This is a genomic window from Telluria aromaticivorans (genome assembly GCF_013003915.1).
In the GTDB taxonomy this organism is placed as follows: Bacteria; Pseudomonadota; Gammaproteobacteria; order Burkholderiales; family Burkholderiaceae_D; genus Telluria; species Telluria aromaticivorans.
Genome location: NZ_JABAIV010000004.1, coordinates 70118 through 90625, shown reverse-complemented (window position 1 = coordinate 90625; position 20508 = coordinate 70118). Strand labels below are relative to the sequence as shown.

Annotated in this window: 17 protein-coding genes; 6 read left to right on the top strand and 11 right to left on the bottom strand. The window is 65.2% G+C overall.

Annotated features, from left to right (window positions below; all coding sequences use genetic code 11):
- Positions 1-73: 73 nt before the first annotated feature.
- Together queF and ilvA are read right to left on the bottom strand one after the other, a co-directional pair.
- Positions 74-904: an NADPH-dependent 7-cyano-7-deazaguanine reductase QueF gene (queF, locus tag HGB41_RS13020; protein WP_171085044.1), complete on the bottom strand. Its 831-nt coding sequence runs from the start codon at positions 902-904 to the stop codon at positions 74-76.
- Between the two features lie 221 nt (positions 905-1125).
- Positions 1126-2664 carry a threonine ammonia-lyase, biosynthetic gene (gene ilvA, locus HGB41_RS13015; protein ID WP_171085043.1) on the bottom strand — a complete coding sequence of 513 codons (1539 nt, stop codon included), beginning with the start codon at positions 2662-2664 and terminating at the stop codon, positions 1126-1128.
- Between the two features lie 211 nt (positions 2665-2875).
- Between ilvA and HGB41_RS13010 the strand changes: the two genes are divergently transcribed.
- Together HGB41_RS13010 and HGB41_RS13005 are read left to right on the top strand one after the other, a co-directional pair.
- A complete protein-coding gene (locus tag HGB41_RS13010) occupies positions 2876-3379 on the top strand; it encodes a YqaA family protein (RefSeq protein ID WP_171085042.1) in 504 nt (167 codons plus the stop codon).
- Positions 3380-3381: 2 nt separating this feature from the next.
- Entirely contained in the window at positions 3382-3705 is a 324-nt protein-coding gene (locus HGB41_RS13005) for a hypothetical protein (protein ID WP_171085040.1), read from the top strand.
- On the opposite strand, the gene HGB41_RS13000 is transcribed toward HGB41_RS13005, so the two are convergent.
- Positions 3697-4119, bottom strand: a complete 423-nt coding sequence (locus HGB41_RS13000) for a hypothetical protein (protein ID WP_171085038.1) — start codon at positions 4117-4119, stop codon at positions 3697-3699. The genes HGB41_RS13005 and HGB41_RS13000 overlap by 9 nt on opposite strands.
- Before the next feature lie 270 nt (positions 4120-4389).
- On the opposite strand from HGB41_RS13000, the gene HGB41_RS12995 reads away from it, so the two are divergent.
- The 4 genes from HGB41_RS12995 (at position 4390) to HGB41_RS12980 (ending at position 10228) form a co-directional block, all read left to right on the top strand.
- Entirely contained in the window at positions 4390-5139 is a 750-nt protein-coding gene (locus HGB41_RS12995; protein ID WP_171085036.1) for a hypothetical protein, read from the top strand.
- Between the two features lie 219 nt (positions 5140-5358).
- On the top strand, positions 5359-9369 hold the full coding sequence (locus HGB41_RS12990; protein ID WP_171085033.1) for a DUF3683 domain-containing protein: 4011 nt from the start codon (positions 5359-5361) through the stop codon (positions 9367-9369).
- Positions 9366-9794 carry an HIT family protein gene (locus tag HGB41_RS12985; protein ID WP_171085032.1) on the top strand — a complete coding sequence of 143 codons (429 nt, stop codon included), beginning with the start codon at positions 9366-9368 and terminating at the stop codon, positions 9792-9794. Before HGB41_RS12990 ends, HGB41_RS12985 begins: the two co-directional genes overlap by 4 nt.
- A gap of 11 nt (positions 9795-9805) precedes the next feature.
- Positions 9806-10228, top strand: coding sequence for a gamma-butyrobetaine hydroxylase family protein (locus tag HGB41_RS12980; RefSeq protein WP_171085030.1), 423 nt, complete (start codon positions 9806-9808; stop codon positions 10226-10228).
- Positions 10229-10467: 239 nt separating this feature from the next.
- Here HGB41_RS12980 and HGB41_RS12975 read toward each other — a convergent pair whose 3' ends face one another.
- The 8 genes from HGB41_RS12975 to HGB41_RS12940 all read right to left on the bottom strand — a co-directional run bounded on the left by HGB41_RS12975 (position 10468) and on the right by HGB41_RS12940 (position 20426).
- Positions 10468-10674 carry a cold-shock protein gene (locus tag HGB41_RS12975; RefSeq protein WP_091875023.1) on the bottom strand — a complete coding sequence of 69 codons (207 nt, stop codon included), beginning with the start codon at positions 10672-10674 and terminating at the stop codon, positions 10468-10470.
- A 193-nt stretch (positions 10675-10867) separates the two neighbouring features.
- Positions 10868-12301, bottom strand: a complete 1434-nt coding sequence (locus HGB41_RS12970; RefSeq protein WP_171085028.1) for a hypothetical protein — start codon at positions 12299-12301, stop codon at positions 10868-10870.
- Positions 12302-12337: 36 nt separating this feature from the next.
- Positions 12338-12856 carry a hypothetical protein gene (locus HGB41_RS12965; RefSeq protein WP_171085026.1) on the bottom strand — a complete coding sequence of 173 codons (519 nt, stop codon included), beginning with the start codon at positions 12854-12856 and terminating at the stop codon, positions 12338-12340.
- Positions 12857-12867: 11 nt separating this feature from the next.
- Entirely contained in the window at positions 12868-13548 is a 681-nt protein-coding gene (locus HGB41_RS12960; RefSeq protein WP_171085025.1) for a C39 family peptidase, read from the bottom strand.
- Positions 13549-13561: 13 nt separating this feature from the next.
- Positions 13562-13951, bottom strand: coding sequence for a hypothetical protein (locus tag HGB41_RS12955; RefSeq protein WP_171085022.1), 390 nt, complete (start codon positions 13949-13951; stop codon positions 13562-13564).
- 57 nt (positions 13952-14008) lie between these two features.
- A complete protein-coding gene (locus HGB41_RS23850) occupies positions 14009-16054 on the bottom strand; it encodes a hypothetical protein (RefSeq protein WP_171085020.1) in 2046 nt (681 codons plus the stop codon).
- Between the two features lie 611 nt (positions 16055-16665).
- Positions 16666-18753, bottom strand: coding sequence for a hypothetical protein (locus HGB41_RS12945; protein WP_171085018.1), 2088 nt, complete (start codon positions 18751-18753; stop codon positions 16666-16668).
- A 338-nt stretch (positions 18754-19091) separates the two neighbouring features.
- Positions 19092-20426: a sigma-54 dependent transcriptional regulator gene (locus tag HGB41_RS12940; protein ID WP_171085016.1), complete on the bottom strand. Its 1335-nt coding sequence runs from the start codon at positions 20424-20426 to the stop codon at positions 19092-19094.
- Between the last annotated feature and the right edge of the window lie 82 nt (positions 20427-20508).

Below are 20508 nucleotides of genomic sequence, written 5' to 3'. Positions count from 1 at the left end.
GTTTTGACATCAAAACGGCATTTTGGTTGTGGCCGAAAACGCACAGCCGACAGGCCGGCCGTGCAGTTTTCGCTTACTGGCGCGCCGTGCGCAGGTTGCCCGGCATGCCGGTGCTGAAATTGGCGCGCCATGGATTGATATCGAGGCCGCCACGGCGGGTATAGCGGGCGTACACCGCCAGCTTGGTCGGCTTGCATTGGCGCAGCACATCCATGAAGATGCGCTCCACACATTGCTCGTGGAATTCGTTGTGCTCGCGGAAGCCGATCAGGTAGCGCAACAGGCCTTCCTGGTCGATCTGCGGGCCGACATAGCGGATCTGCACCGTGCCCCAATCCGGCTGTCCGGTGACCAGGCAATTCGATTTCAGCAGGTGCGACACCAGGGTTTCCTCGACCAGACCGTCGGAGTGGTTCGCACTCAGCAGTTCCGGCGCCGGCACGTACTGGTCGATTTCCAGGTCGAGGCGGTCGAGCAGGGTGCCTTCCAGCTCGCCCATCTTGAGCGTGCCGAAGGCGTCCGGCGTCGTGATGGTCACGTGCACCGGCGAGCCGAAGGCGGCGGACAAGTCCTGGCGCAGCAGCTCGGCCAGCGCGTCGGTACCGGCCAGGCGGGTCTGGTTGAACGAATTCAAATACAGCTTGAAGGATTTCGATTCGACGATATTCGGCGAGTCGCTCGGCGCCGTGATGGTGGCGATCGCCACCTGCGGCTTGCCGCGCATGTTCAGCCACGACAGTTCGTAGGCATTCCAGATATCGACGCCGAAGAAGGGCAGGGTGCCGGCGCCCAGTCCCAGCTCTTCGCGCTTCTGCGCACGCGGGATCGGGAACAGGAGGTCGGGTGCGTACTGGCTCTGGTAGGCGGAGGATTTGCCGAGGGGGGACTGGTCAGGAGTATTCATAGGAAAACTGGATGCTTGTGGCACCTCGTAGGGTGGGCAGATTCTGCCCACGCGTTCAACGAAAGATTGCACGCCACAGTGTGGATAACACTGCGGTGCGAAATTAGGTTCCCGCCTTCGCGGGAAGTCGTAGGCGCCAGTGGCGCGTATGACGGTCTCTAGGCCGCGGGTTACTGTCGACGGTAAGCTTGGCGCGTCGTCCAATCTGGCACGAATTGACCCTACACGCCCAAAAACAGCTTATACACCGGATTGGCACTCTCGTCCCAATACCGGTACCCCAGCGTCGCCAGGAACTGCCGGAACTCATCCATCTCCGCCGCCGGCACCTGCAGCCCGACCAGGATGCGACCCACGTCGCCCCCTTGGTTCCGGTAGTGGAACAGCGAGATATTCCAGTTCGGCGCCATGCTGTCGAGGAAGCGCATGAGCGCGCCTGGCCGTTCGGGGAATTCGAAACGATACAGCAATTCGTCCTGTGCCAGCGCGCTTTTTCCGCCCACCAGGTGGCGGATATGCAGCTTGGCCAGTTCGTCGCCGGTCAGGTCGAGCGTGCGGAAGTCGTGTTCCTCGAAGGTACGTGCCAGCAGCCCGGATTCGCTGCGGCTACCCACCTGCACGCCGACGAAAATATGCGCTTCGCGCGCATCGCTGATGCGGTAATTGAATTCGGTAACGTTGCGCGGCCCGACCAGCGCGCAGAAGCGCCGGAAGCTCCCGCGCTGCTCTGGAATCGTCACCGCGAACACCGCCTCGCGCGATTCGCCCAGTTCCGCGCGTTCGGCCACGAAACGCAGGCGGTCGAAGTTCATGTTGGCGCCGCAGGCAATCGCCACCAGCGTTTCTGCCTTCACCGGATTGCGCGCCATCTGCGAGCGTTCCACGTAGGCCTTGGCGCCGGCCACGGCCAGCGCGCCGGCCGGCTCGAGAATGCTGCGCGTGTCCTGAAACACGTCCTGGATCGCGGCGCAGATCGCGTCGGTGTCGACGATGATGATCTCGTCCACCACCTGTTGCGCCACGCGGAAGGTCTCTTCGCCCACCAGGCGCACCGCGGTGCCGTCCGAGAACAGGCCCACGTCCGTCAGCGTGACGCGCCGGCCGGCCTTCAGGCTGCGGGCCATTGCGTCCGAATCGCTGGTCTGCACGCCGATGATCCGGATGTCCGGGCGCACCGCTTTCACATAGGCGCCGACGCCGGAAATCAGCCCGCCGCCGCCGATGGCGACAAAAATCGCGTGGATCGGGCCGGAGTGCTGGCGTAGGATCTCCATGCCGATGGTGCCCTGGCCGGCGATCACGTCGGGGTCGTCGAACGGATGCACGAAGGTCAGGCGCTGCTCTTTTTCCAGCAGCAGCGCGTGGTTATAGGCGTCGGTGTACGAGTCGCCATGCAGCACCACTTCGACATTCGCCGCGCCGCGCGCCTTCACCGCGTCGATCTTCACCTGCGGGGTGGTGGTCGGCATCACGATCAGGGCGCGGCAGCCCAGGCGCGCGGCCGACAGCGCCACGCCTTGCGCATGGTTGCCAGCCGAGGCGCAGATCACGCCGCGTTTCAACTGTTCTAGCGTCAGGTTGGCCATCTTGTTGTAGGCCCCGCGCAGCTTGAAGCTGAACACGCTCTGCATGTCTTCGCGCTTGAAGTAGATGCGGTTGTTCATGCGCTGCGACAGCACGGGCGCGTATTCGAGCGGGGTCTCTTGGGCAACGTCGTAGACGCGCGCGGTCAGGATTTTCTTGAGGTAGTCGGTAGTCATGGTCGGCAATCGGTTATTGCTGCCAGGGGGGATGGCTGGCGGTCCGGACGACGCACACTGTTCTGCCAGCAGGGGTGACCGAGGCGCGCAGCTACGATATACCGGCCTGGATGGCAGGCCCGGCCTATCGTGTCGTTACGATAAGTGATCCTCATTATAATGGACACATGACTTACTCGTTCAGGCGTCCTCGCCCAACCCCCTCCATTCGATGATCGAATCCGCCGTCCTCTGGCTGCTGAAAGTCCTGGCCGCGCCGGCCGTCGGGCTGAGCTCCGTCTTCATTATTGCGTTTGTCTCCGCCACCCTGCTGCCGCTCGGGTCCGAGCCGGCGGTGTTCGCGGTGGTCAAGGCGAACCCTGCGATGTTCTGGCCGGCGATCTTCGTCGCCACCGTCGGCAACACGCTGGGCGGGGCGGTCGACTATTTCGTCGGCTACCGCGCCAAGGTCGCCTTCGCCAAGGACCGCCAGAGCCGCTGGTTCGGCTGGCTCAAGAAATACGGCGCCAAAACCATGCTGCTGTCCTGGGTGCCCGGCGTCGGCGACCCGCTGTGCACCCTGGCCGGCTGGCTGCACCTGCCGTTCTGGCCGAGCGTGATGTACATGGCGATCGGGAAGTTCGGGCGCTATGTGACGATGACGGCGGCCCTGCTGTATATCCCGGACGGGTTCTGGAAAAGCCTGGGAGAGACGCTGGGGCGCTGGATCGGGTAAGCATGGCCAAGCCACCAAGCCTCCTGTCGCTGCTGCTCATCCTCGTCGTGCTGGCGGTCTTCGGCGTCGTCGGCGCCAAGTACATGCTGGGCTCGCATTCGGACTCCACGCTGCGGCAGCTCGGCACCGTCTGGCCCGGCATCGCCACGATGCCGCAACCGGACCGCGATTTCCTCGTCGAACTGGCACTGACCTGCAACGTGGCGGCGCGCCAACCGGTGCGCGCAGAGGTCGTCGATTGCCTGCGCTCGGCGGCGACCGGCATGCGGCCGGCGCCGACCGAACGGCTGGAGCGCCTGGTCCGCGAAGCGCCGCCGTCACGCTGATCCCAGCGCCGCCACCCCTAAGCTGCCCAGCACGCTGAACACGACCGTCCACACGAGAATGCCGGCCCCCAGCAGCGCCAGCGAGAACGCCCGTGGCAGGCCGATCGCACCGGCCAGGCCTGCGGAGAATACGGGACCGATCAGCAAGGGACCAAGCAGGCCGATGGCCCATGGCCCCTTTGCGGCCAGCCACGTCGACATGCGGCCACCCGCCGTCGTCTCGCCTTTGCGCCAGAACATCAGGCGCCGCACGCCATTCCCGAGGAACATGGCGGCCACCGCGCCGGTGAAGGCGCCGCTGGAGGCGGCCACGATCAGCAGGGCAGGGTGCAGCTTCAGGTGGAAACCCAGCGGGATCGCTGCCCACAATTCAATGATGGCCAACGCGAACACACCAGCAAAATTCTCGATCATCGCTCTTCCTTCTCCGTTCACGGCTTGTTATTCATACGAGGTGTTGTGAATGGAATGGTAGGCAGCGGGTGCGCAGGGCGGGTAGCGTATGCGACGATGCACGAAAGTCGTGGCACCAGGCACGGCAACGAGCCGGTAGCAGCCGGTTGCGGTACGCTGCCGGCATTCCTGAACATCGCCCTGTGTTAAGTCTTCGATAAGATTGAGCGGATACAGTCCGTCGTATTGCAGACCAGAATCATCCTGGTGGCTGCGTTTTCTCATGCGACCATGACCTCGACGACCAAACGCGTTCTCACCCTAATCAAAACCGGCGCCGCCGGCCTGCTGGGCCTGCTGATCATGTACATGGTCCTTGCCGCCCTCCCCAAGCCGATGTTCGCCTACCGCGCGGTCTACCAGAATTACCACGTATGGTCGGACCGCCCGATCCCGCCCGAGGTCACCACGGTGCTGGACGATGTGACCAGGCGCCTGCGCACCTCGGTCCTGCACGACCGCAATACGCCGGTCGAGATCTTCTTCTGCAACGAACCCTGGCGCCTGTGGCTCTACGGCCGCGCTTTCAGCACCCGGCTGGGCGGCGCGGCCGACGTCTGGCTTACCCGCCAGGTCTTCATCCGCGCTTCCGATATTCCTGCGAACCGGATCCACTCGCCGGGCCGCGGCCCGATCGCCGACGCCGCGCAGCGTCCGCTGTCCTACTTCATCGCCCACGAAATCACCCACAGCGACGTGTCGCGCAGCTTCGGGCGCACGGTCATGTTGCGCTATCCGGAGTGGCTGCTCGAAGGCTATGCCGACTATGTGGGCAAGGGCGGGGATTTCGATTTCGATGCCAACCGCGCGCTGTTACGCGCGGGTGCAAGGGAGCTCGATCGCGACAGGAGTGGCCTTTACCGCGGCTTCCACCTGAAGGTCGCCTATCTGCTCGACAAGAAGGGCTGGACGCTGCAACAGGTGTTCGAGCGGGCGCCGGCGGAGGCCGAGCTGGACGCATGGCTGAACGCGCCGCAGTGACCGTGCCGGGCCGCCTTATGCAATATGCCATTCCACGCCGCCATGCAAACGAATGATGCACTGCGGCCACTTCTTGCATAGGAAATTTGCCTTTATCGTTGAGTATTGGCATTTCCTTGCGTCGCCTGTGGTCATTTTCTTACCGCTCCCCAGCGTGGTGCAGCGCAATAAGCTAGAATGAACCTCCTTCGGGCCCGTCCGAACTGTCGAGTCGATTCCATGAACGCCCCCGCACAACTCCATACCCTGCTTGCCGATAATGCCCCCGCGCGACTGCGCGAGATCCCGTACAACTACACCTCGTTTTCCGATCGCGAAATCGTGATCCGCCTGCTGGGTGAGTCGTCGTGGCGGCTGCTCGATGCGCTGCGCGGGGCGCGCCAGACCGGACGCTCGGCGCGCATGCTGTACGAGGTGCTGGGCGACATCTGGGTGGTGCGCCGCAATCCGTATTTGCAGGACGACCTGCTGGACAACCCGAAGCGCCGCCAGAAGCTGATCGACGCGCTGCACCACCGCCTGGGCGAAGTCGACAAACGCCGCCTCACCGTCGATGCTGCCGCCGAAGGTGAACACGAAGCCGCCGCCAGCCGCAACGCCGCCGTCGAACAGCTGCTCGATGCCGCACGCGGCGCGGTCGACGCCTTCGGCCTCGAATTCCGCAACATGTACGACCTGCGCAAGCGCGCCCTGCGCGTGCTGGGCGCCTACACCGACAAGCGCAACATCCGCTTCGACGGCATGCACCGTATCTCGCACGTTACCGATGCCACCGACTGGCGCGTCGAATATCCCTTCCTGGTGCTGGTGCCGGACTCGGAGGAAGAAATGGCGGGCCTGGTCAAGGGCTGCATCGAGCTGGGCCTGACCATCATCCCGCGCGGCGGCGGCACCGGCTACACCGGCGGCGCAATCCCGCTCACGCCGATGTCCGCCGTGATCAACACCGAAAAACTGATTGGCCTGGGCGAAGTGGAAATCACCCGGCTGCCGGGCGTGGACCGCGAGTACGCAACCATCCACAGCTTTGCCGGCGTGGTCACCCAGCGCGTCTCGCAGGCCGCCGAAAAGGCCGGCTTCGTGTTCGCGGTCGACCCGACCTCGGCGCACGCCTCCTGCATCGGCGGGAACATCGCCATGAACGCAGGCGGCAAGAAGGCCGTGTTGTGGGGCACGGCGCTGGACAACCTGGCTTCGTGGCGCATGGTGGACCCGAACGGCGACTGGCTGGAGGTCACGCGCATGGACCACAACCTGTCCAAGATCCACGACGCGCCGGTGGCTACGTTTAAACTCGAATGGACCCATCCGGCGGTGCGCGGCGCGGCAAAAGCCCAGCCGTTCCGCACCGAGACGCTGGTCATCGAGGGCAAGCGCTTCCGCAAGGAAGGCCTGGGCAAGGACGTCACCGACAAATTCCTGTCCGGCCTGCCGGGCATCCAGAAAGAGGGCACCGATGGCTTGATCACTTCGGCGCGCTGGATCCTGCACAAGATGCCCAAGTTCACGCGCACCGTGGCGCTGGAATTCTTCGGCCAGGCGCGCGATGCGATCCCGTCGATCGTCGAAATCACCAACTATCTCGACAGCCTGCCGAAGAACGGCGACCCGGCCTTTGCTACCTTGCGCCTGGCCGGCCTGGAACACCTGGACGAGCGCTACCTGCGCGCGGTCGGCTATGCCACCAAATCCAAGCGCGGCGTGCTGCCTAAAATGGCGCTGTTCGGCGACATCGTCGGCGACGACGAGAACGCGGTGGCGATCGCCGCCTCGGAAGTGGTGCGCATTGCGAACACCCGCGTGGGCGAAGGCTTCGTGGCCGTGAGCCCGGAAGCGCGCAAGAAATTCTGGCTCGACCGCGCCCGCACCGCGGCCATCGCGCGCCACACCAACGCCTTCAAGATCAACGAAGACGTGGTGATCCCGCTGCCGCGCATGGGCGAATACACCGACGGCATCGAGCGCATCAACATCGAGCTGTCGATCAAGAACAAGCTGCAGCTGGCCAGCGAGCTGCTGGCCTATCTCTCGAACGAGCACCTGCCGATCGAGAAGAGCGACGATGCCGGCGGCGACTCGGTCGACCGCGACGAAATCCTGGGCGACCGCCCGCAACAGGCGGTGGCGCTGGTCGAAGCAGCGCGCGCGCGCTGGAGCTTCATCCTCGCCAACCTCGATGCGCCACTTCGCGACGTGCACGGCAAGCTCGACGAGCTGGGCCTGGACGCGATGTCGGCGGTGCTGGACCAGCGCACCGGCAGCCAGCCGGATGCAACCCTGTTCGACGTGGTGCAGGACCACACCATCCGCGTGTCGTGGAAGGGCGAGCTGCGCGCGCCGCTGCGCCAGGTCTTCAATGGTTCGGCCTACAAGTGCATCCTCGACGAAGCCACCGCGATCCACAAGCGCGTGCTGCGTTCGCGCGTGTTCGTGGCCCTTCACATGCACGCCGGCGACGGCAACGTGCACACCAATTTGCCGGTGAATTCGGACGACTACGCCATGCTGCAGGACGCCCACAAGGCGGTCGAGCGCATCATGAAGCTGGCGCGCTCGCTGGACGGCGTGATCTCGGGCGAACACGGCATCGGCATCACCAAGCTCGAATTCCTGCACGACGAAGAAATCCAGGAATTCCGTGACTACAAACTGCGGGTCGACCCGGAAGGCCGCTTCAACAAGGGCAAGCTGCTCAACCTGGAAGGCGCGCACGCCGACCTGCGCAACGCCTATACGCCTTCGTTCGGCCTGATGGGCCACGAATCGCTGATCATGCAGCAGAGCGATATCGGCGAGATCGCCAACAGCATCAAGGACTGCCTGCGCTGTGGGAAGTGCAAGCCGGTCTGCACCACCCACGTGCCGGAGGCGAACCTGCTGTATTCGCCGCGCGACAAGATCCTCGCCACCTCGGCCCTGATCGAAGCCTTTTTGTACGAAGAGCAGACCCGCCGCGGCGTGTCGATCAAGCACTGGGAAGAATTCGAGGACGTGGCCGACCACTGCACCGTGTGCCACAAATGCGTGACACCGTGCCCGGTCGACATCGACTTCGGCGATGTCTCGATGAACATGCGTAACCTGCTGCGCAAGATGGACAAGCGCAGCTTCAAGCCGGCCAACCGCGCCGCCATGTTCTTCCTGAACGCGACCGACCCGACCACCATCAACGCCACCCGCAAGGTGATGGTCGACTGGGGCTACAAGGCCCAGCGCATGGGCAACCAGCTGCTGCGCGGCTTCGCCAAGCCGCAAGTGGAAGCGCCGCCTCCGACCACCGGCAAGGCGCCGGTGCGCGAGCAGGTGATCCACTTCATCAACAAGAAAATGCCGGGCAACCTGCCGAAGAAGACCGCGCGCGCGCTGCTCGACATCGAAGACGACAAGGTGATCCCGATCATCCGCAACCCGAAGGCGACGACGGCCGATACCGAAGCCGTGTTCTACTTCCCGGGCTGCGGGTCCGAGCGCCTGTTCTCGCAGGTGGGACTGGCGACCCAGGCGATGCTGTGGGAAACCGGGGTGCAGACCGTACTGCCGCCGGGCTACCTGTGCTGCGGCTATCCCCAGCGCGGCGCCGGCCAGTACGACAAGGCCGACAAGATGATGACGGATAACCGCGTGCTGTTCCACCGCATGGCCAACACGCTGAACTACCTGGATATCAAGACAGTGCTGGTCTCCTGCGGCACCTGCTACGACCAGCTGGCGACCTACGAGTTCGACAAGATCTTCCCGGGCTGCCGCATCATGGACATCCACGAATACCTGCTCGAGAAGGGCGTGAAACTCGAAGGCGTCAGCGGCACCCGCTACATGTACCACGACCCCTGCCACACGCCGATGAAGATGCAGGATTCGCTCAAGACCGTGAACGCGCTGGTGTCGACGTTCGACGACGTGAAAATCGAGAAGAACGACCGCTGCTGCGGCGAATCGGGCACCTTCGCCGTGAGCCGCCCGGACATCGCGACCCAGGTCCGCTCGCGCAAGCAGGGCGAAATGGAGAAAGGCGCCGACAAACTGCGCGCCGACGGCTTCGAAGGCGAAGTGAAAATCCTGACCAGCTGCCCGTCCTGCCTGCAAGGCCTGTCGCGCTACAACGCCGATTCCGGCACCACCGCCGACTACATCGTGGTGGAGATGGCGCGCCACCTGCTGGGCGAGAACTGGCTGCCGGACTACGTGGCGCGCGCGAATAACGGCGGCATCGAAAGGGTGCTGGTATGACCGCGCAAGCTGGTTGCGAATTGTGCGAGCTGGCCCTGCCCGTGGCCTGGGCCGGGCCGAAGTTCAGCGTCATCATCGTCGATGACGCAAATTATCCCGGTTTCTGCCGCGTCATCTGGCGCGAGCACGTGCGCGAAATGAGCGACCTGGCTAGGGATGACCGCCTCTTGGTGAACGAGGCCGTCTACGAGGTCGAGCTGGCGGTGCGCGAAGTCATGCAGCCCCTGAAGGTGAATGTCGCCAGCCTCGGTAACGTGGTGCCGCACCTGCATTGGCATGTCATACCGCGCTATGCGGACGACGCCCATTTCCCGGCGCCGGTGTGGGCTCAGGCCGCCCGCCAGCCTGATGAATCCATCCTGGCCGCACGCCGCGCGCTGCTGCCGGAACTGGCCAGCGCCATCGCCCGCCGTTTCAATCCATAAGAGGAGCATCCATGCCCAATCCAACCGACCTCACCGTACGCCAGAAATCGCGCGTCCTCGAAATCGCCTTCGACGACGGCAGCGCCTTCTCGATCCCGTTCGAGCTGATGCGCGTGTACTCGCCCTCGGCCGAAGTGAAGGGCCACGGCCCGGGCCAGGAAGTGCTCCAGCTGGGCAAGCGCGACGTCGGCATCCTGGGCCTCGAGCCGGTCGGGAACTACGCCGTCAAGCCCGAATTCGACGACGGCCACGCCAGCGGCATCTTCACCTGGGACTACCTGTACAAGCTGGGCAGCGAGCAGGGCGTGATGTGGCAGGCCTACCTTGACCGCCTGCACGCCGCGGGTTTTCAGGGCGACAGCGGCCGCGAACCCGGCACTGTATTACCCGGCGCAAGTACGGCACCGAAGTCGGGTTGCGGGCATAGCCACTAAATCGTACGGTGGGCAATTCGTAATTCAGGCCATTGCCCTGAATTACCTTGCCCACGCGGTGATAGTTAGTGGTCAATCAGCCCCGCTGGCAGATCAACCGTGATTTGAACGCGCGGGGTAACCCGGGCCAGTGGCCCGGGTTACAAGCCGCCCACCCTACAAAACCACCCTTCAAAAACAAAAAGCACATCCGGGGATGTGCTTTTCGCCGCGCTTGCCCGGTAAAGGGCAAAGCAGTATTACGCTTGCGGCTGGATGTTCGAGGCTTGCTTGCCTTTTGGACCAGTGGTGACATCGAAGGTCACGCGCTGGTTCTCTGCCAGCGACTTGAAGCCGTTCGCGTTGATAGCCGAGAAGTGCGCAAACAGGTCTTCACCGCCGCCGTCTGGGGTGATGAAACCGAAACCTTTTGCATCATTGAACCACTTTACGATACCAGTCGCCATGTTATTTCTCTCCTGAAAGTTTGTATGTTTTGTTCGCCCTGCCAGCGAACCTTCGGACTTTCAGACCAGTGGCGCGCTCAACATTGCAAACTTGATTATAGAGAGAATCTGTTAAAACGGAAGCAAGATTTTCGAATCGTGCGAACCGTTAACTAAATACCACGGCCGCCAGTCGCCAGGCGGCCGGGTTTCGTCAGAACGAGAACGGCACCCGTACCGTCAGCGAGACGTCCGGCGTGTCGCGCGTCACGCCGGCGCCCACGGCGACATTCAGCGAACGTTTGTCGCTGAGACGATATGAATAGCCGAGCAGCAGGGTGCCGAGCTGGGTACGCACCGAACCGGGCACCGTGATGCCGTTCTGTTTCATGCGCGCCACGGTGCTGTGGTCATAGCCCAGGCTCAGCGAGGCTTTTTCATTGAGGGCCAGGCCCATGCCGAAGTTGAAACCGATGATGCCGCCCGGCGCCAGTTCGCCCAGGGGCTCGCGCTCGCCATTGCGCACCAGGCGCGTGATGCCGCTTTGCTTGAAGTTGTGCAGGTAGCTGATGTTCCCGAAGAAGACAGCCGGGTCGGACGGGAACAGCCAGGTCAGGCTGCCCTGCAGCGAGTGGAAACCCGAGCCGGTCGGCAGCGACAGCGGCAGGCCGGTGCCGGTCACGTTGTCGCCGATACAGCGGGTCTGGCAGTCGGTGACCACCTCGAAGGGGCTGCGTCCGGTGGTCGACTTGTAGCGCAAGCCGCCGATGTAATAGGGCTTGTCCGGGCCGCCGTTGTTGAGCTGGTAGCGGCCGGCGACCTCGACGTCGCCGATCGCCTTGCCCCTGGTTTCAAACACGCGTTCGACGGCAGTGCCGGTGAAGATCTCGCGGCTGACGGTGGCGTCGGAACGGTAGACGTAAGGGAGCTTGACCTCGACTTCCATCCGGTTGTTCAGGCCGGTCCTGGCAGTGAGGGCGCCGGTAAAGGTATTGCGCTTTACCTCGCGCACGTCAACCAGGCCGATCAGGAGCGCCGGGATGACTGTGTAGCCAACCAGCGCGACGCGGTTGCTCGACGAATAGCCGAACTGCATCGACGGTTCCAGGATGTACTTGCCGCGCGGCGTCAGTACGCCCGGCGCTTCGAACAGCGGCGCCACTTCGGGTGGGCGCTGGTCGCGTTCATTACGGGTGGCGTTGGTCTGCTGGGCCTGGGCAGGGCCGCGCGCGCCCGGCTGGGCCGGGGCAGGGCCGCCGATCGGCCCTGGTGTGGACGGCGGGCGTGCCTGCTGGTTGGCCGGCGCATTGTTGACCGCGACTGCGGGCGCACCGTTGTTCTGGCCCCCGGTGCCGCGTTGTTCAGATAGCAGCAGGTCGTTGGCGCGTGGTGGGAGTGCCACCGCATCAGCGAGCGCTGGCTGCGGGGTATCGCGTCGGTCTTCGATACGTTCGATCTTGGCCTGCTGTGCCTGTAGTTCGAGCATCAGCTTGTTCACAAGTTCGCGCTGAGCGGCCAGCTCGGCTTTTAGTGTGGCGAGTTCCTTGTCCTGAACCTGTTCTACGGTCGTGACCTGCGCGTGTGATAGTGGAGCGAGCAGCATGGCGGCCAGCCCGGCGGCGCCTAGGCGCCCGACATGTGAGTGCATCCGTTTCTCCATCAGGAAATTAGTAATATTGAAATATTACAGGCTTCCTGCCGAGCGCACGATACCGTCCCGAATGGTTGAGTGAAAATTAAGATCTTTTAGCAACGCCATGCTGTTGACGGTGGAGGTAATTGTCGTGTGAGTCTGGATGGTCTGGTTGTTCAGGCTGTTCTGGATGAGGGTCGCGCCGTTGGGCAACCCGAGGTCGTCCGGAGAAAAATTGTTGACGCCCAACTGGATCAGCTGCGCGCTGCCGAGCGCTTCGCGCGCCATCAGCATCTGCGAGGCGTTCATGTTCGCCACATCCGCGATCGCGACATTGGTGCGCGACAGTACTTCGCCATTGATCGACACGACGCGCTCGATTCCGAGTTGCAGGTTGAGTCCGCCTGGAATGTCGAATCCCCCGCGCATTTCGTCGAGGGTTTCAGCATCGACCGCCGTCCATTCATCCAGGTCGAGCCCCGGCGCACCTTGCTGGGCAAGGGCAGTGCTACAGGCTCCTGCCAGCAGCGTCGCTGCCAGGGCCCGGCACGCATGTGTAAGCCAGCGCATGGTCAATCCTCTCAAAAATCACCAGGGCCGAATTTCGGCAGGCTCTGGCTGTATTGTTCGTTGTTGATACCGTTGCCGAGCGGTGCGCGGGGTGCTGCGCTCCAGTCGTCGGCGGCATTGAAGGCAACCTTGCCTGGGAATTTGTGCACTACGAACAGTAGCTTGTTGGCCCACAGCTCCATGAAGCGGTCGCGCGTGACCGAGCGGGTGCCGCTGGAGGGGTCGCCGAGCAAGATGCGGCCGTCTTCCGATCCCTTGATCACGACGAAGTGGTTGTAGCCGCGGTCGGTGATGAGGACGATGGCGGGAAGTTTCGCGTCCAGCAGCTTGTCGAGCGGCTGCTGGAAGCCGTCGCCGACGAAGCCGCGCGGAGCGAGGAAGTTCTTCATGTCGAGCATGGAGAAGCCCTGGCGGCGGATCTTGGCCTGGTCGCCATTGGCGTACATGGTTTCGAACACGACTTTTTCAGTGACCGGGGTGCCGTAGTGGTGGGTCAGCAGGGTGGCGAGGGCCGCCGAGCCGCAACTGAAGTCGAATTGCTGGCGGGTGGTCTTGCGAAACTTGATTTCCTTGAGGCTGGTAACCGGCACGGAAGCACGCTGCCCGACAGCCAGCTCGATCGCTGATGCCGGGCATTCGGTTGCCAGCAACAGGCCGCTGAGGGCGGCGCTGAGTGCCAAAAACTTTTTCATGGTGTTTTCATGTCTATTGCAAACGCAGGTTGATCACGGTGGCGCTCTGGATCAGCACGTTCGAGCCGCTGTTCTGGATCACGACCGGCAAACCCTGGGAATTGGCGAACGAGCCGCTGTCGATGATGTTGTTGCCACTGACCGTGTTGACTGCCGTGTTATTGCCTACCGTGCCGCCGAGTACGGCTTCGGTATGGATCGTATCGTCCTTGCCGGTGGTGCGGGACAGGCGATCCTCCGCTGCGACTTCGCCCCAGGCATCCGTGCTGCTGCGTGCCGCAGGAGCGACATTCACCTCGGATAGAAAACTGACCTTGACCGGGAGTTTCTCCGGGTCGGCGGCCTGGACCGCCAGCGGAAGCGCGAGCAGCGCAGCCATCATGTATCGGTTCACAGGTTTCATATGTTCTCCCCTTTGAAAACCGCCGCGCGGCACATGCCGCGCGGCGGAGTTTGCTGCTTACTGCCCGACGGTCATGTTCGACTGAACGTTGACGCTTTGCTGGATCAGCGACGAGAAGCCGTTGTTCTGGCTGATCACCGAGACACCGGCTGCACCTGCCGCAATGCCAGTCATCGTGTTCGACATGTCGAACAGGCCGGTGCTCACGGTCTGGGTGCCGCCATCGCCGCCGGTCCCAGCACCGCCTGCGCCGCCGGTGGCTGCGCCGCCGGTGTTGGTGCCGCCCGCGCCGCCGGCGCCCGAGGTGTTGGTGCCACCCGCGCCACCCTCACCACCGGCTCCACCGGTACCCGCGCCCGAGGTGGCCGCACCGCTGGTCGATGCACCGCCGGTGGCTGCGCCGCCTGCCGCGCCCGCGCCGCCGGCGTTCGAAGCCGCACCGCTCGCCGCACCCGAGCCGCCTGCGCCGCCGGCCGCACCTGCACCGCCTTCGCCGCCGGCTGCACCTGCGCCGCCTGCGCCGCCCGCAGCGCCGGCCCCGCCGGAACCGCCAGCGCCACCTGCACCGCCTACACCGCCGGCTGCGCCTGCGCCGCCGGTCGCGGTACCAGCCGCGCCTGCGCCGCCAGTCGAGGTGCCTGCCGCGCCTGCGCCGCCGGTCGAGCTGCCTTCGGCGCCTGCGCCGCCCGCGCCACCTGCACCGCCGGTGCCGGCCGCGCCTGCACCGCCAGTACCGACTCCGCCTGAGCCACCGGTGCCGCTCAGGGCTGCGCCGTTACCGGCGGTGCCGCCGGTGCCAGTGCCGCCTGCTGCACCGGCGCCGCCGGTCGAGGTTCCGGCTGCGCCCGAGCCGCCTGCGCCGCCTCCGGCGCCGGCCCCGCCAGCGCCGGAGGTGGAATCACCTGCGGTATTCGACACGGTGCCGGTGCTGGCAGCGCCCGAGGTGGCTTCGCCGCTGTTGGCGGTGGCTGCGCCGCCTGCATCCGACATGCCGCTGCCGCCGGTGGCGATGTTGCCGCCGGTGCCGACGCCGCCGCTGGTAGCGGTACCGCCCGCGCCCTGGCCCGAGCCGTTTGCATCGCCGCTGGCGCCGCCAGCGCCGCCCAGGCCGCCTTCAGAACCATTGCCGCCGCTGGCCCACGAAGTGCCGCCCGTGCCGCCGCTGCCGCCGGTCACTGCGCCATTGCTGCCGCCATTACCGCCCGAGAGGCGACCGCTGCGGCCGCCGTCGCCGCCCGAGGCCATGCCTCCGAGGCCGCCGGTGCCGGCGCCGCCTTCAGCGCCACGCCCGCCGTCGCCACCGGTGCCGGTCGAACGGCCGCCGTCGCCGCCGGTGGACACTGCACGGCCGCCAGCGCCGCCGGTCGCGTCGGCATAGCCGCCGTCGCCGCCGGTGCCGCCTGCCGCGCCTGCGCCGCCGGTATTACCGCCGCCGCCCGCGCCGCCAATGCCGCCCGCGGCGCCGCGGCCGCCGTCACCGCCCATCGCGCCGTTACCGCCGGCACCGCCCATTGCACCTGCGCCGCCGGCACCAGTGCGGGCGTTGCCAGTCATGCCGCCTGCGCCGCCAGCGCCGCCAGTGGCCGCACCGCTATCCGTTGCGCCGCTGGTGGCGTTGCCGCTGTCGCCGCTGGCGCCCGCGCCGCCCATCGCACCGTTGGCCCCGCGGGCGTTCCCGCTGTCGCCACCTGCAGCGCCGCGCGCATTGCCGCCGTTGGCTGCGCCGCCAGCCGCACCGGTTCCGGCAGCACCGTTGGCACTGCCGTTGTTGACGGCAGTGTTGCCGATGTCGCGGATGGTATTGCCGGTGACAGTACCGGTCAGGGTGCTGGTGGCGGTAGCGCTCGAATTATTGAACGAGCTTGCCACGCTGGAGGTGGAGGTGCTGTTGTTGTTGGCAGCTGCTGCGCCGGCTTCGCTGGCCAGCGCGTCACCGCGGCTGCGGTTCTGGCCGGAGGAGTTGCGGTTATCCGAGTTATTGCTCTGGTCGGTAGTTTGGGTTTGGTTATTATTGCCGGTGACGTCACCGGCAGTATTACCATCTTGGGCTTGGGCCATGCCAAATGCCAGTGCGATTGCGGTCGCCAGAATTGTGCGCTTCATCTGTTACTCCCCTGTGTGTGACGCTGAAGTTGAAATGCCCGGTGTCCATGCCGCCGGTCCATTCATCTCATAGCAGTTTGCGTGCCAAGCCTGCCGACGTGATGCAAGTCTTTGATTAATCTATCCATTTTTATGCCTGGCAAGCTTGTAGGACTAGATTGATGGGGAAGTTCAACAACTAACGGAGTCAGTGTCTCAAACTTGTGACACTTGTAACCCGATGGTCACAAGACTGTATCAAGCTGTAACAGGCGCAAGGGCGTGAAGAGGAAAATAGACAGAGAATAATTGTATTTAAGGTGTAGGAAAGAACGAGGGGAAAAACCGCACGAGGGGACATTTGTACGCACGATACGGGCTCCAGGTGCCAAGAGTATCTTGGACGTAGGTGCCGTGTCAGCGCCTGGCAAGAACGATACAGGGGCGATCAGCCGGCCCCACAGTGGAGGCGGGCCCGGTCACGATCGGCAGCGTCTGGTGGGGGAGCTTAAATTGGAAGCAGGGGCATGGCCCCTGCTGCTTGGTACGGGTTATTGTTGGCGCCAGGGTGTCCCCTTCGGCCGTGAAAATGCCGCGTGGCTGGCGCCACGCGGCAGGTGCTGCTGACTTGCTTATTGCGTGGTGGCTGGCGTGGCTGCGGCGCCGACGTTCATGTTCGATTGAACGTTGACGCTCTGCTGGACCAGCGACGAGAAGCCGCCGTTCTGGCTAACCACGGAGACGCCGGCTGCCGCTGCCGCAACGTCCGTCATGCCGTTCGACATGTTGAAGATATCGGTCGTCACGCTCTGGGTGCCGCCGCTGCCGCCGGTACCGGCACCGCCTGCACCGCCGGTGGCTACGCCCCCGGTATTGGTGCTGCCTGCGCCACCGGCGCCGGAGGTGTTGGTGCCGCCTGCGCCACCTGCTGCACCGCTACCGCCGGTAGCCGAACCCGACGTGGCTGCGCCGCTGGTCGAGGTGCCGCCGGTGGCTTCGCCGCCGGCAGCGCCTGCGCCGCCGGTGTTGGTTGCATCGCCGCTCGCCCCGCCTGCGCCGCCCGTGCCGCCCGCTGCGCCTGCGCCGCCGGCACCGCCTGCTGCGCCTGCGCCGCCTGCGCCGCCTTCTGCGCCGACACCGCCAGTTCCGCCTGCACCGCCCGCGCCGCCAGTGCCAGCCGCTGCACCGGCGCCGCCGGTCGCGCTGCCTTCAGCGCCTGCACCGCCGGTCGAGGTGCCGGTGGCGCCTGCGCCTGCGGTCGAGGTGCCGGCAGCACCGGCAGCACCCGCGCCGCCTGCACCGCCGGTGCCGGTGGCGCCACCGCCGCCCGTGCCGGCAGCGCCTTCACCGCCGGTGCCCGTCAGGGCTGCGCCGGCGCCTGCGGTGCCGCTGCTGGCCGCGCCGCCGGTCGAGCCTGCGCCGCCGGTCGAGCTGCCTTCGGCGCCCGAGCCGCCTGCACCGCCGGCAGCGCCTGCGCCGCCCGTACCCGAGGTGCTGGAACCTGCGGTGTTCGTCGTATCGCCAGTGGTGGCGGTACCCGAAGTGCCGGCGCCGCTATTGGCATCGGCGGTGCCTCCTGCGCCGCCAGTGGTGCCGTCGCCCATGCCGCCGTCGCCGCCGGTTGCCGTATTGGTGCCGGTGCCGACGCCGCCGCTGGTGGCAGTGGAGCCTGCACCCTGGCCTGAACCATTCGCCATGCCGCTGGTGCCGCCCATGCCGCCTGCGCCGCCGGCAGCGCCGCTGCCGCCCATGGCATCCGAGGCGCCGCCCCTGCCGCCGGCGCCGCCCTCGACCCGGCCATTGTCGCCGCCGTTGCCGCCGACAATGCGGCCGGTGCTGCCGCCTGCACCGCCACGGCCGTCGCCGCCTGCACCGCCGGTCGCTTCACCGCCTGCGCCGCCGGCAGCACCGCTGCCGCCGGTCGCGTCGGAGCGGCCACCTGCGCCGCCGGTTGCCACCGAGCGGCCGCCCGCGCCGCCAGTCGCCATGGAGTTGCCGCCGCTGCCGCCGTCGCCGCCTCGCGCGCCGTCGCCACCGGTGTTGGCGCCACCGCCGTCACCGCCGGCGCCGCCCAGGGCCCCACGGCCACCTGCGCCGCCTGCTGCGCCGCGGCCGCCGTCACCACCGGCGGCGCCATCGCCGCCGGCGCCAGTGCGTGCATTGCCGGTTTCGCCGCCTGCGCCGCCGTCGCCGCCGCGCGCTGCGCTCACCGTGGCATCGCCGCTGCGTGCAGCACCGCTGCTTGCGGTGCCGCCATCGCCACCACGCGCGCCGTCCGCGCCACGTGCCGCGCCGCTGCTGCCGCCGTTGGCGCCGCGGGCGTTGCCGCCAGTGGCTTCGCCGCCTTCGGCACCACTGCCAGCTGCGCCGTTGGCATTGCCGTCGTTGCGTGCGGCGTTACCGATGTTGTTAATGGTGTTGTTGGCTGCCTGGCCTTCGAGACGGCTGTGGGCGTCCGCACTCGAGGTGTTGAAGGAACCTGTTGTCGTGGCAGATGAAGTGCTATTGTTATTGGCTGCCGCTGCACCGGCGGCAGAGGCACTGGCATTACCGCGGCTGCGGTTTTGGCCCGAAGAGTTGCGGTTGTCCGAATTATTGCTCTGGTCAGTAATTTGGTTTTGGGTGTTGTCGGTGCCGACGGCGCCGACGGTGTTGCCGTTTTGGGCTTGGGCCAGGCCAAATGCCAGTGCGATCGCGGTCGCCAGAATAGTGCGCTTCATCTGTTACTCCCCTGTGTGTGTCACTGAAGTTGAAATGCCCGGCTTCACATGACGCCGGTCCAACTTTGACGTAGCAGATTACGTGCCAAGCATGTCTATGCCCTGCAAGTCTTTGATTAAGATGATGATTTTGATGTTCGGCAAGTTTGTAGGACTGGATTGATGGGAAAGTTCAATAAGTCCGCGATTTGCTGTCGCAAAGCTGTGACAGTTCCCGCTGATTGTCACCAGGCTGTATCAAGCTGTAACGGCTGCTGGGGCGTGCAGGATCCAGCGGCGCCCGGGGCTTGCATTCAGTACGTAGGAGAAAAAGCAGGGGGAAGGAGCCCTGTGTGGACTCAAGGGGCGATGGAATGCTTCGCCATGAGGCGATACAGCGTCATGCGCGAGACGCCAAGTTCCCGTGCTGCCTGGCTGATGTTGTTGCCGCACTTGGCCAGGCTGTTCCAGATAGCGGTGCGTTCGGCGCTACCGCGCGAATTATCGAGGCCGTCTCGCAGGATAATCGCGTCTTCCTGCGGCGCAAGCTCCAGGTCTTCCGGCATGATCAGGCGGTTCTCGGCCAGCACCATCGCCCGCCGCATGCGGTTGATCAGCTCGCGGATATTGCCGGGCCAGTCGTGCTGCGCCATGGCGCGGATCGCCTGCTTGCTGATGCCTTTCAGTTGCGGGCTCTTCTCATCGGAATATTTGTCGAAGATGAGATCAGTCAGCAGTGGCAGGTCGTCCTTGCGTTCGCGCAGCGGCGGCACCCGTATCGGGAACACGCTCAGGCGGTAATACAGGTCTTCGCGGAAGCGTCCGGCGGCCACCGCCTTGGGCAGGTCGACGTGGGTGGCGGTGATCACGCGCGCATCGACCGCGATGGTGCGGGTGCCGCCCACCCTGTAAATAGTGCGTTCTTGCAGGAAGCGCAGCAGGCTGGCCTGCAGGTCGAGCGGCAGGTCGCCGATCTCGTCGAGGAAAATACTGCCGCCGGAGGCCGCTTCGATCAGGCCCTGCTTTTCTTTGACCGCGCCGGTAAAGGCGCCGCGCTCGTAGCCAAACAGTTCGGAGTGGATCAGCGAGGGCGGAATGGCCGCACAATTGATCGCAATAAAAGGTCCGCCGGCGCGGGGCGATTGCGCATGGATCTCTTGTGCCGCCAGTTCCTTGCCACTGCCGCTTTCGCCAGAGATCAGGACCGGCGCATCGACCGCGGCAATCTTGTCGATGTGCGCCCGCAGGCGGCGGATCGCCACCGACTGGCCGTCGATATGGCGCGCGCCGGCCTGGCGCTTGTGCGGGGGCGTGCCCTTGGTGAGCATGGCCATGCCGTGGGCGTGGCCGAGCGAATGGTGCAGGCGCACCATGTCTACGGGCCTTGTATGGAAATCGCACAGGTGTGTCGCGATCGCCTGGCGCAATTGCGGGCGGTGCAGCAGTTCCGAGCCGAACACGCCGATCCAGCGGATATGGTGATGCTGCTGCAGGAAGCGCTCGGTATCGTCGTGTTCGAGGGTGCCGTTACCGTCGAGCAGCAGGCCAACCGCATAATGCTGTTGCGCCAGCACCTTGCGCGCGGCCTGGAAACTGTCGACCGTGCACACGTCCCAGCCTCGCAATTCGCCACACGCAGCATGCACCCCCGCGTTGCCTTCATTCGATACGCATAACAGACGTTTTACCGACACCGTTTACCCCGTTTGTTATCTATTTTGTTGGCAATGCGGATGGCGCTGATGGCCAGAGGGCGGGCCTGGAATTCCCGCAATG

What these genes read in the sequence shown, in the direction of transcription:
- HGB41_RS13005 (WP_171085040.1), top strand. Translation starts at nt 3,382, where the DNA reads ATGGCCAAGCCACCAAGCCTCCTGTCGCTGCTGCTCATCCTCGTCGTG.
- HGB41_RS12975 (WP_091875023.1), bottom strand. Translation starts at nt 10,674, where the DNA reads ATGGCGACTGGTATCGTAAAGTGGTTCAATGATGCAAAAGGTTTCGGT.
- HGB41_RS12955 (WP_171085022.1), bottom strand. Translation starts at nt 13,951, where the DNA reads ATGAAACCTGTGAACCGATACATGATGGCTGCGCTGCTCGCGCTTCCG.
- HGB41_RS12965 (WP_171085026.1), bottom strand. Translation starts at nt 12,856, where the DNA reads ATGCGCTGGCTTACACATGCGTGCCGGGCCCTGGCAGCGACGCTGCTG.
- HGB41_RS12980 (WP_171085030.1), top strand. Translation starts at nt 9,806, where the DNA reads ATGCCCAATCCAACCGACCTCACCGTACGCCAGAAATCGCGCGTCCTC.
- HGB41_RS12945 (WP_171085018.1), bottom strand. Translation starts at nt 18,753, where the DNA reads ATGAAGCGCACTATTCTGGCGACCGCGATCGCACTGGCATTTGGCCTG.
- HGB41_RS12970 (WP_171085028.1), bottom strand. Translation starts at nt 12,301, where the DNA reads ATGCACTCACATGTCGGGCGCCTAGGCGCCGCCGGGCTGGCCGCCATG.
- HGB41_RS12960 (WP_171085025.1), bottom strand. Translation starts at nt 13,548, where the DNA reads ATGAAAAAGTTTTTGGCACTCAGCGCCGCCCTCAGCGGCCTGTTGCTG.
- HGB41_RS13010 (WP_171085042.1), top strand. Translation starts at nt 2,876, where the DNA reads ATGATCGAATCCGCCGTCCTCTGGCTGCTGAAAGTCCTGGCCGCGCCG.
- HGB41_RS12990 (WP_171085033.1), top strand. Translation starts at nt 5,359, where the DNA reads ATGAACGCCCCCGCACAACTCCATACCCTGCTTGCCGATAATGCCCCC.
- ilvA (WP_171085043.1), bottom strand. Translation starts at nt 2,664, where the DNA reads ATGACTACCGACTACCTCAAGAAAATCCTGACCGCGCGCGTCTACGAC.
- HGB41_RS12995 (WP_171085036.1), top strand. Translation starts at nt 4,390, where the DNA reads ATGACCTCGACGACCAAACGCGTTCTCACCCTAATCAAAACCGGCGCC.
- HGB41_RS23850 (WP_171085020.1), bottom strand. Translation starts at nt 16,054, where the DNA reads ATGAAGCGCACAATTCTGGCGACCGCAATCGCACTGGCATTTGGCATG.
- HGB41_RS13000 (WP_171085038.1), bottom strand. Translation starts at nt 4,119, where the DNA reads ATGATCGAGAATTTTGCTGGTGTGTTCGCGTTGGCCATCATTGAATTG.
- queF (WP_171085044.1), bottom strand. Translation starts at nt 904, where the DNA reads ATGAATACTCCTGACCAGTCCCCCCTCGGCAAATCCTCCGCCTACCAG.
- HGB41_RS12985 (WP_171085032.1), top strand. Translation starts at nt 9,366, where the DNA reads ATGACCGCGCAAGCTGGTTGCGAATTGTGCGAGCTGGCCCTGCCCGTG.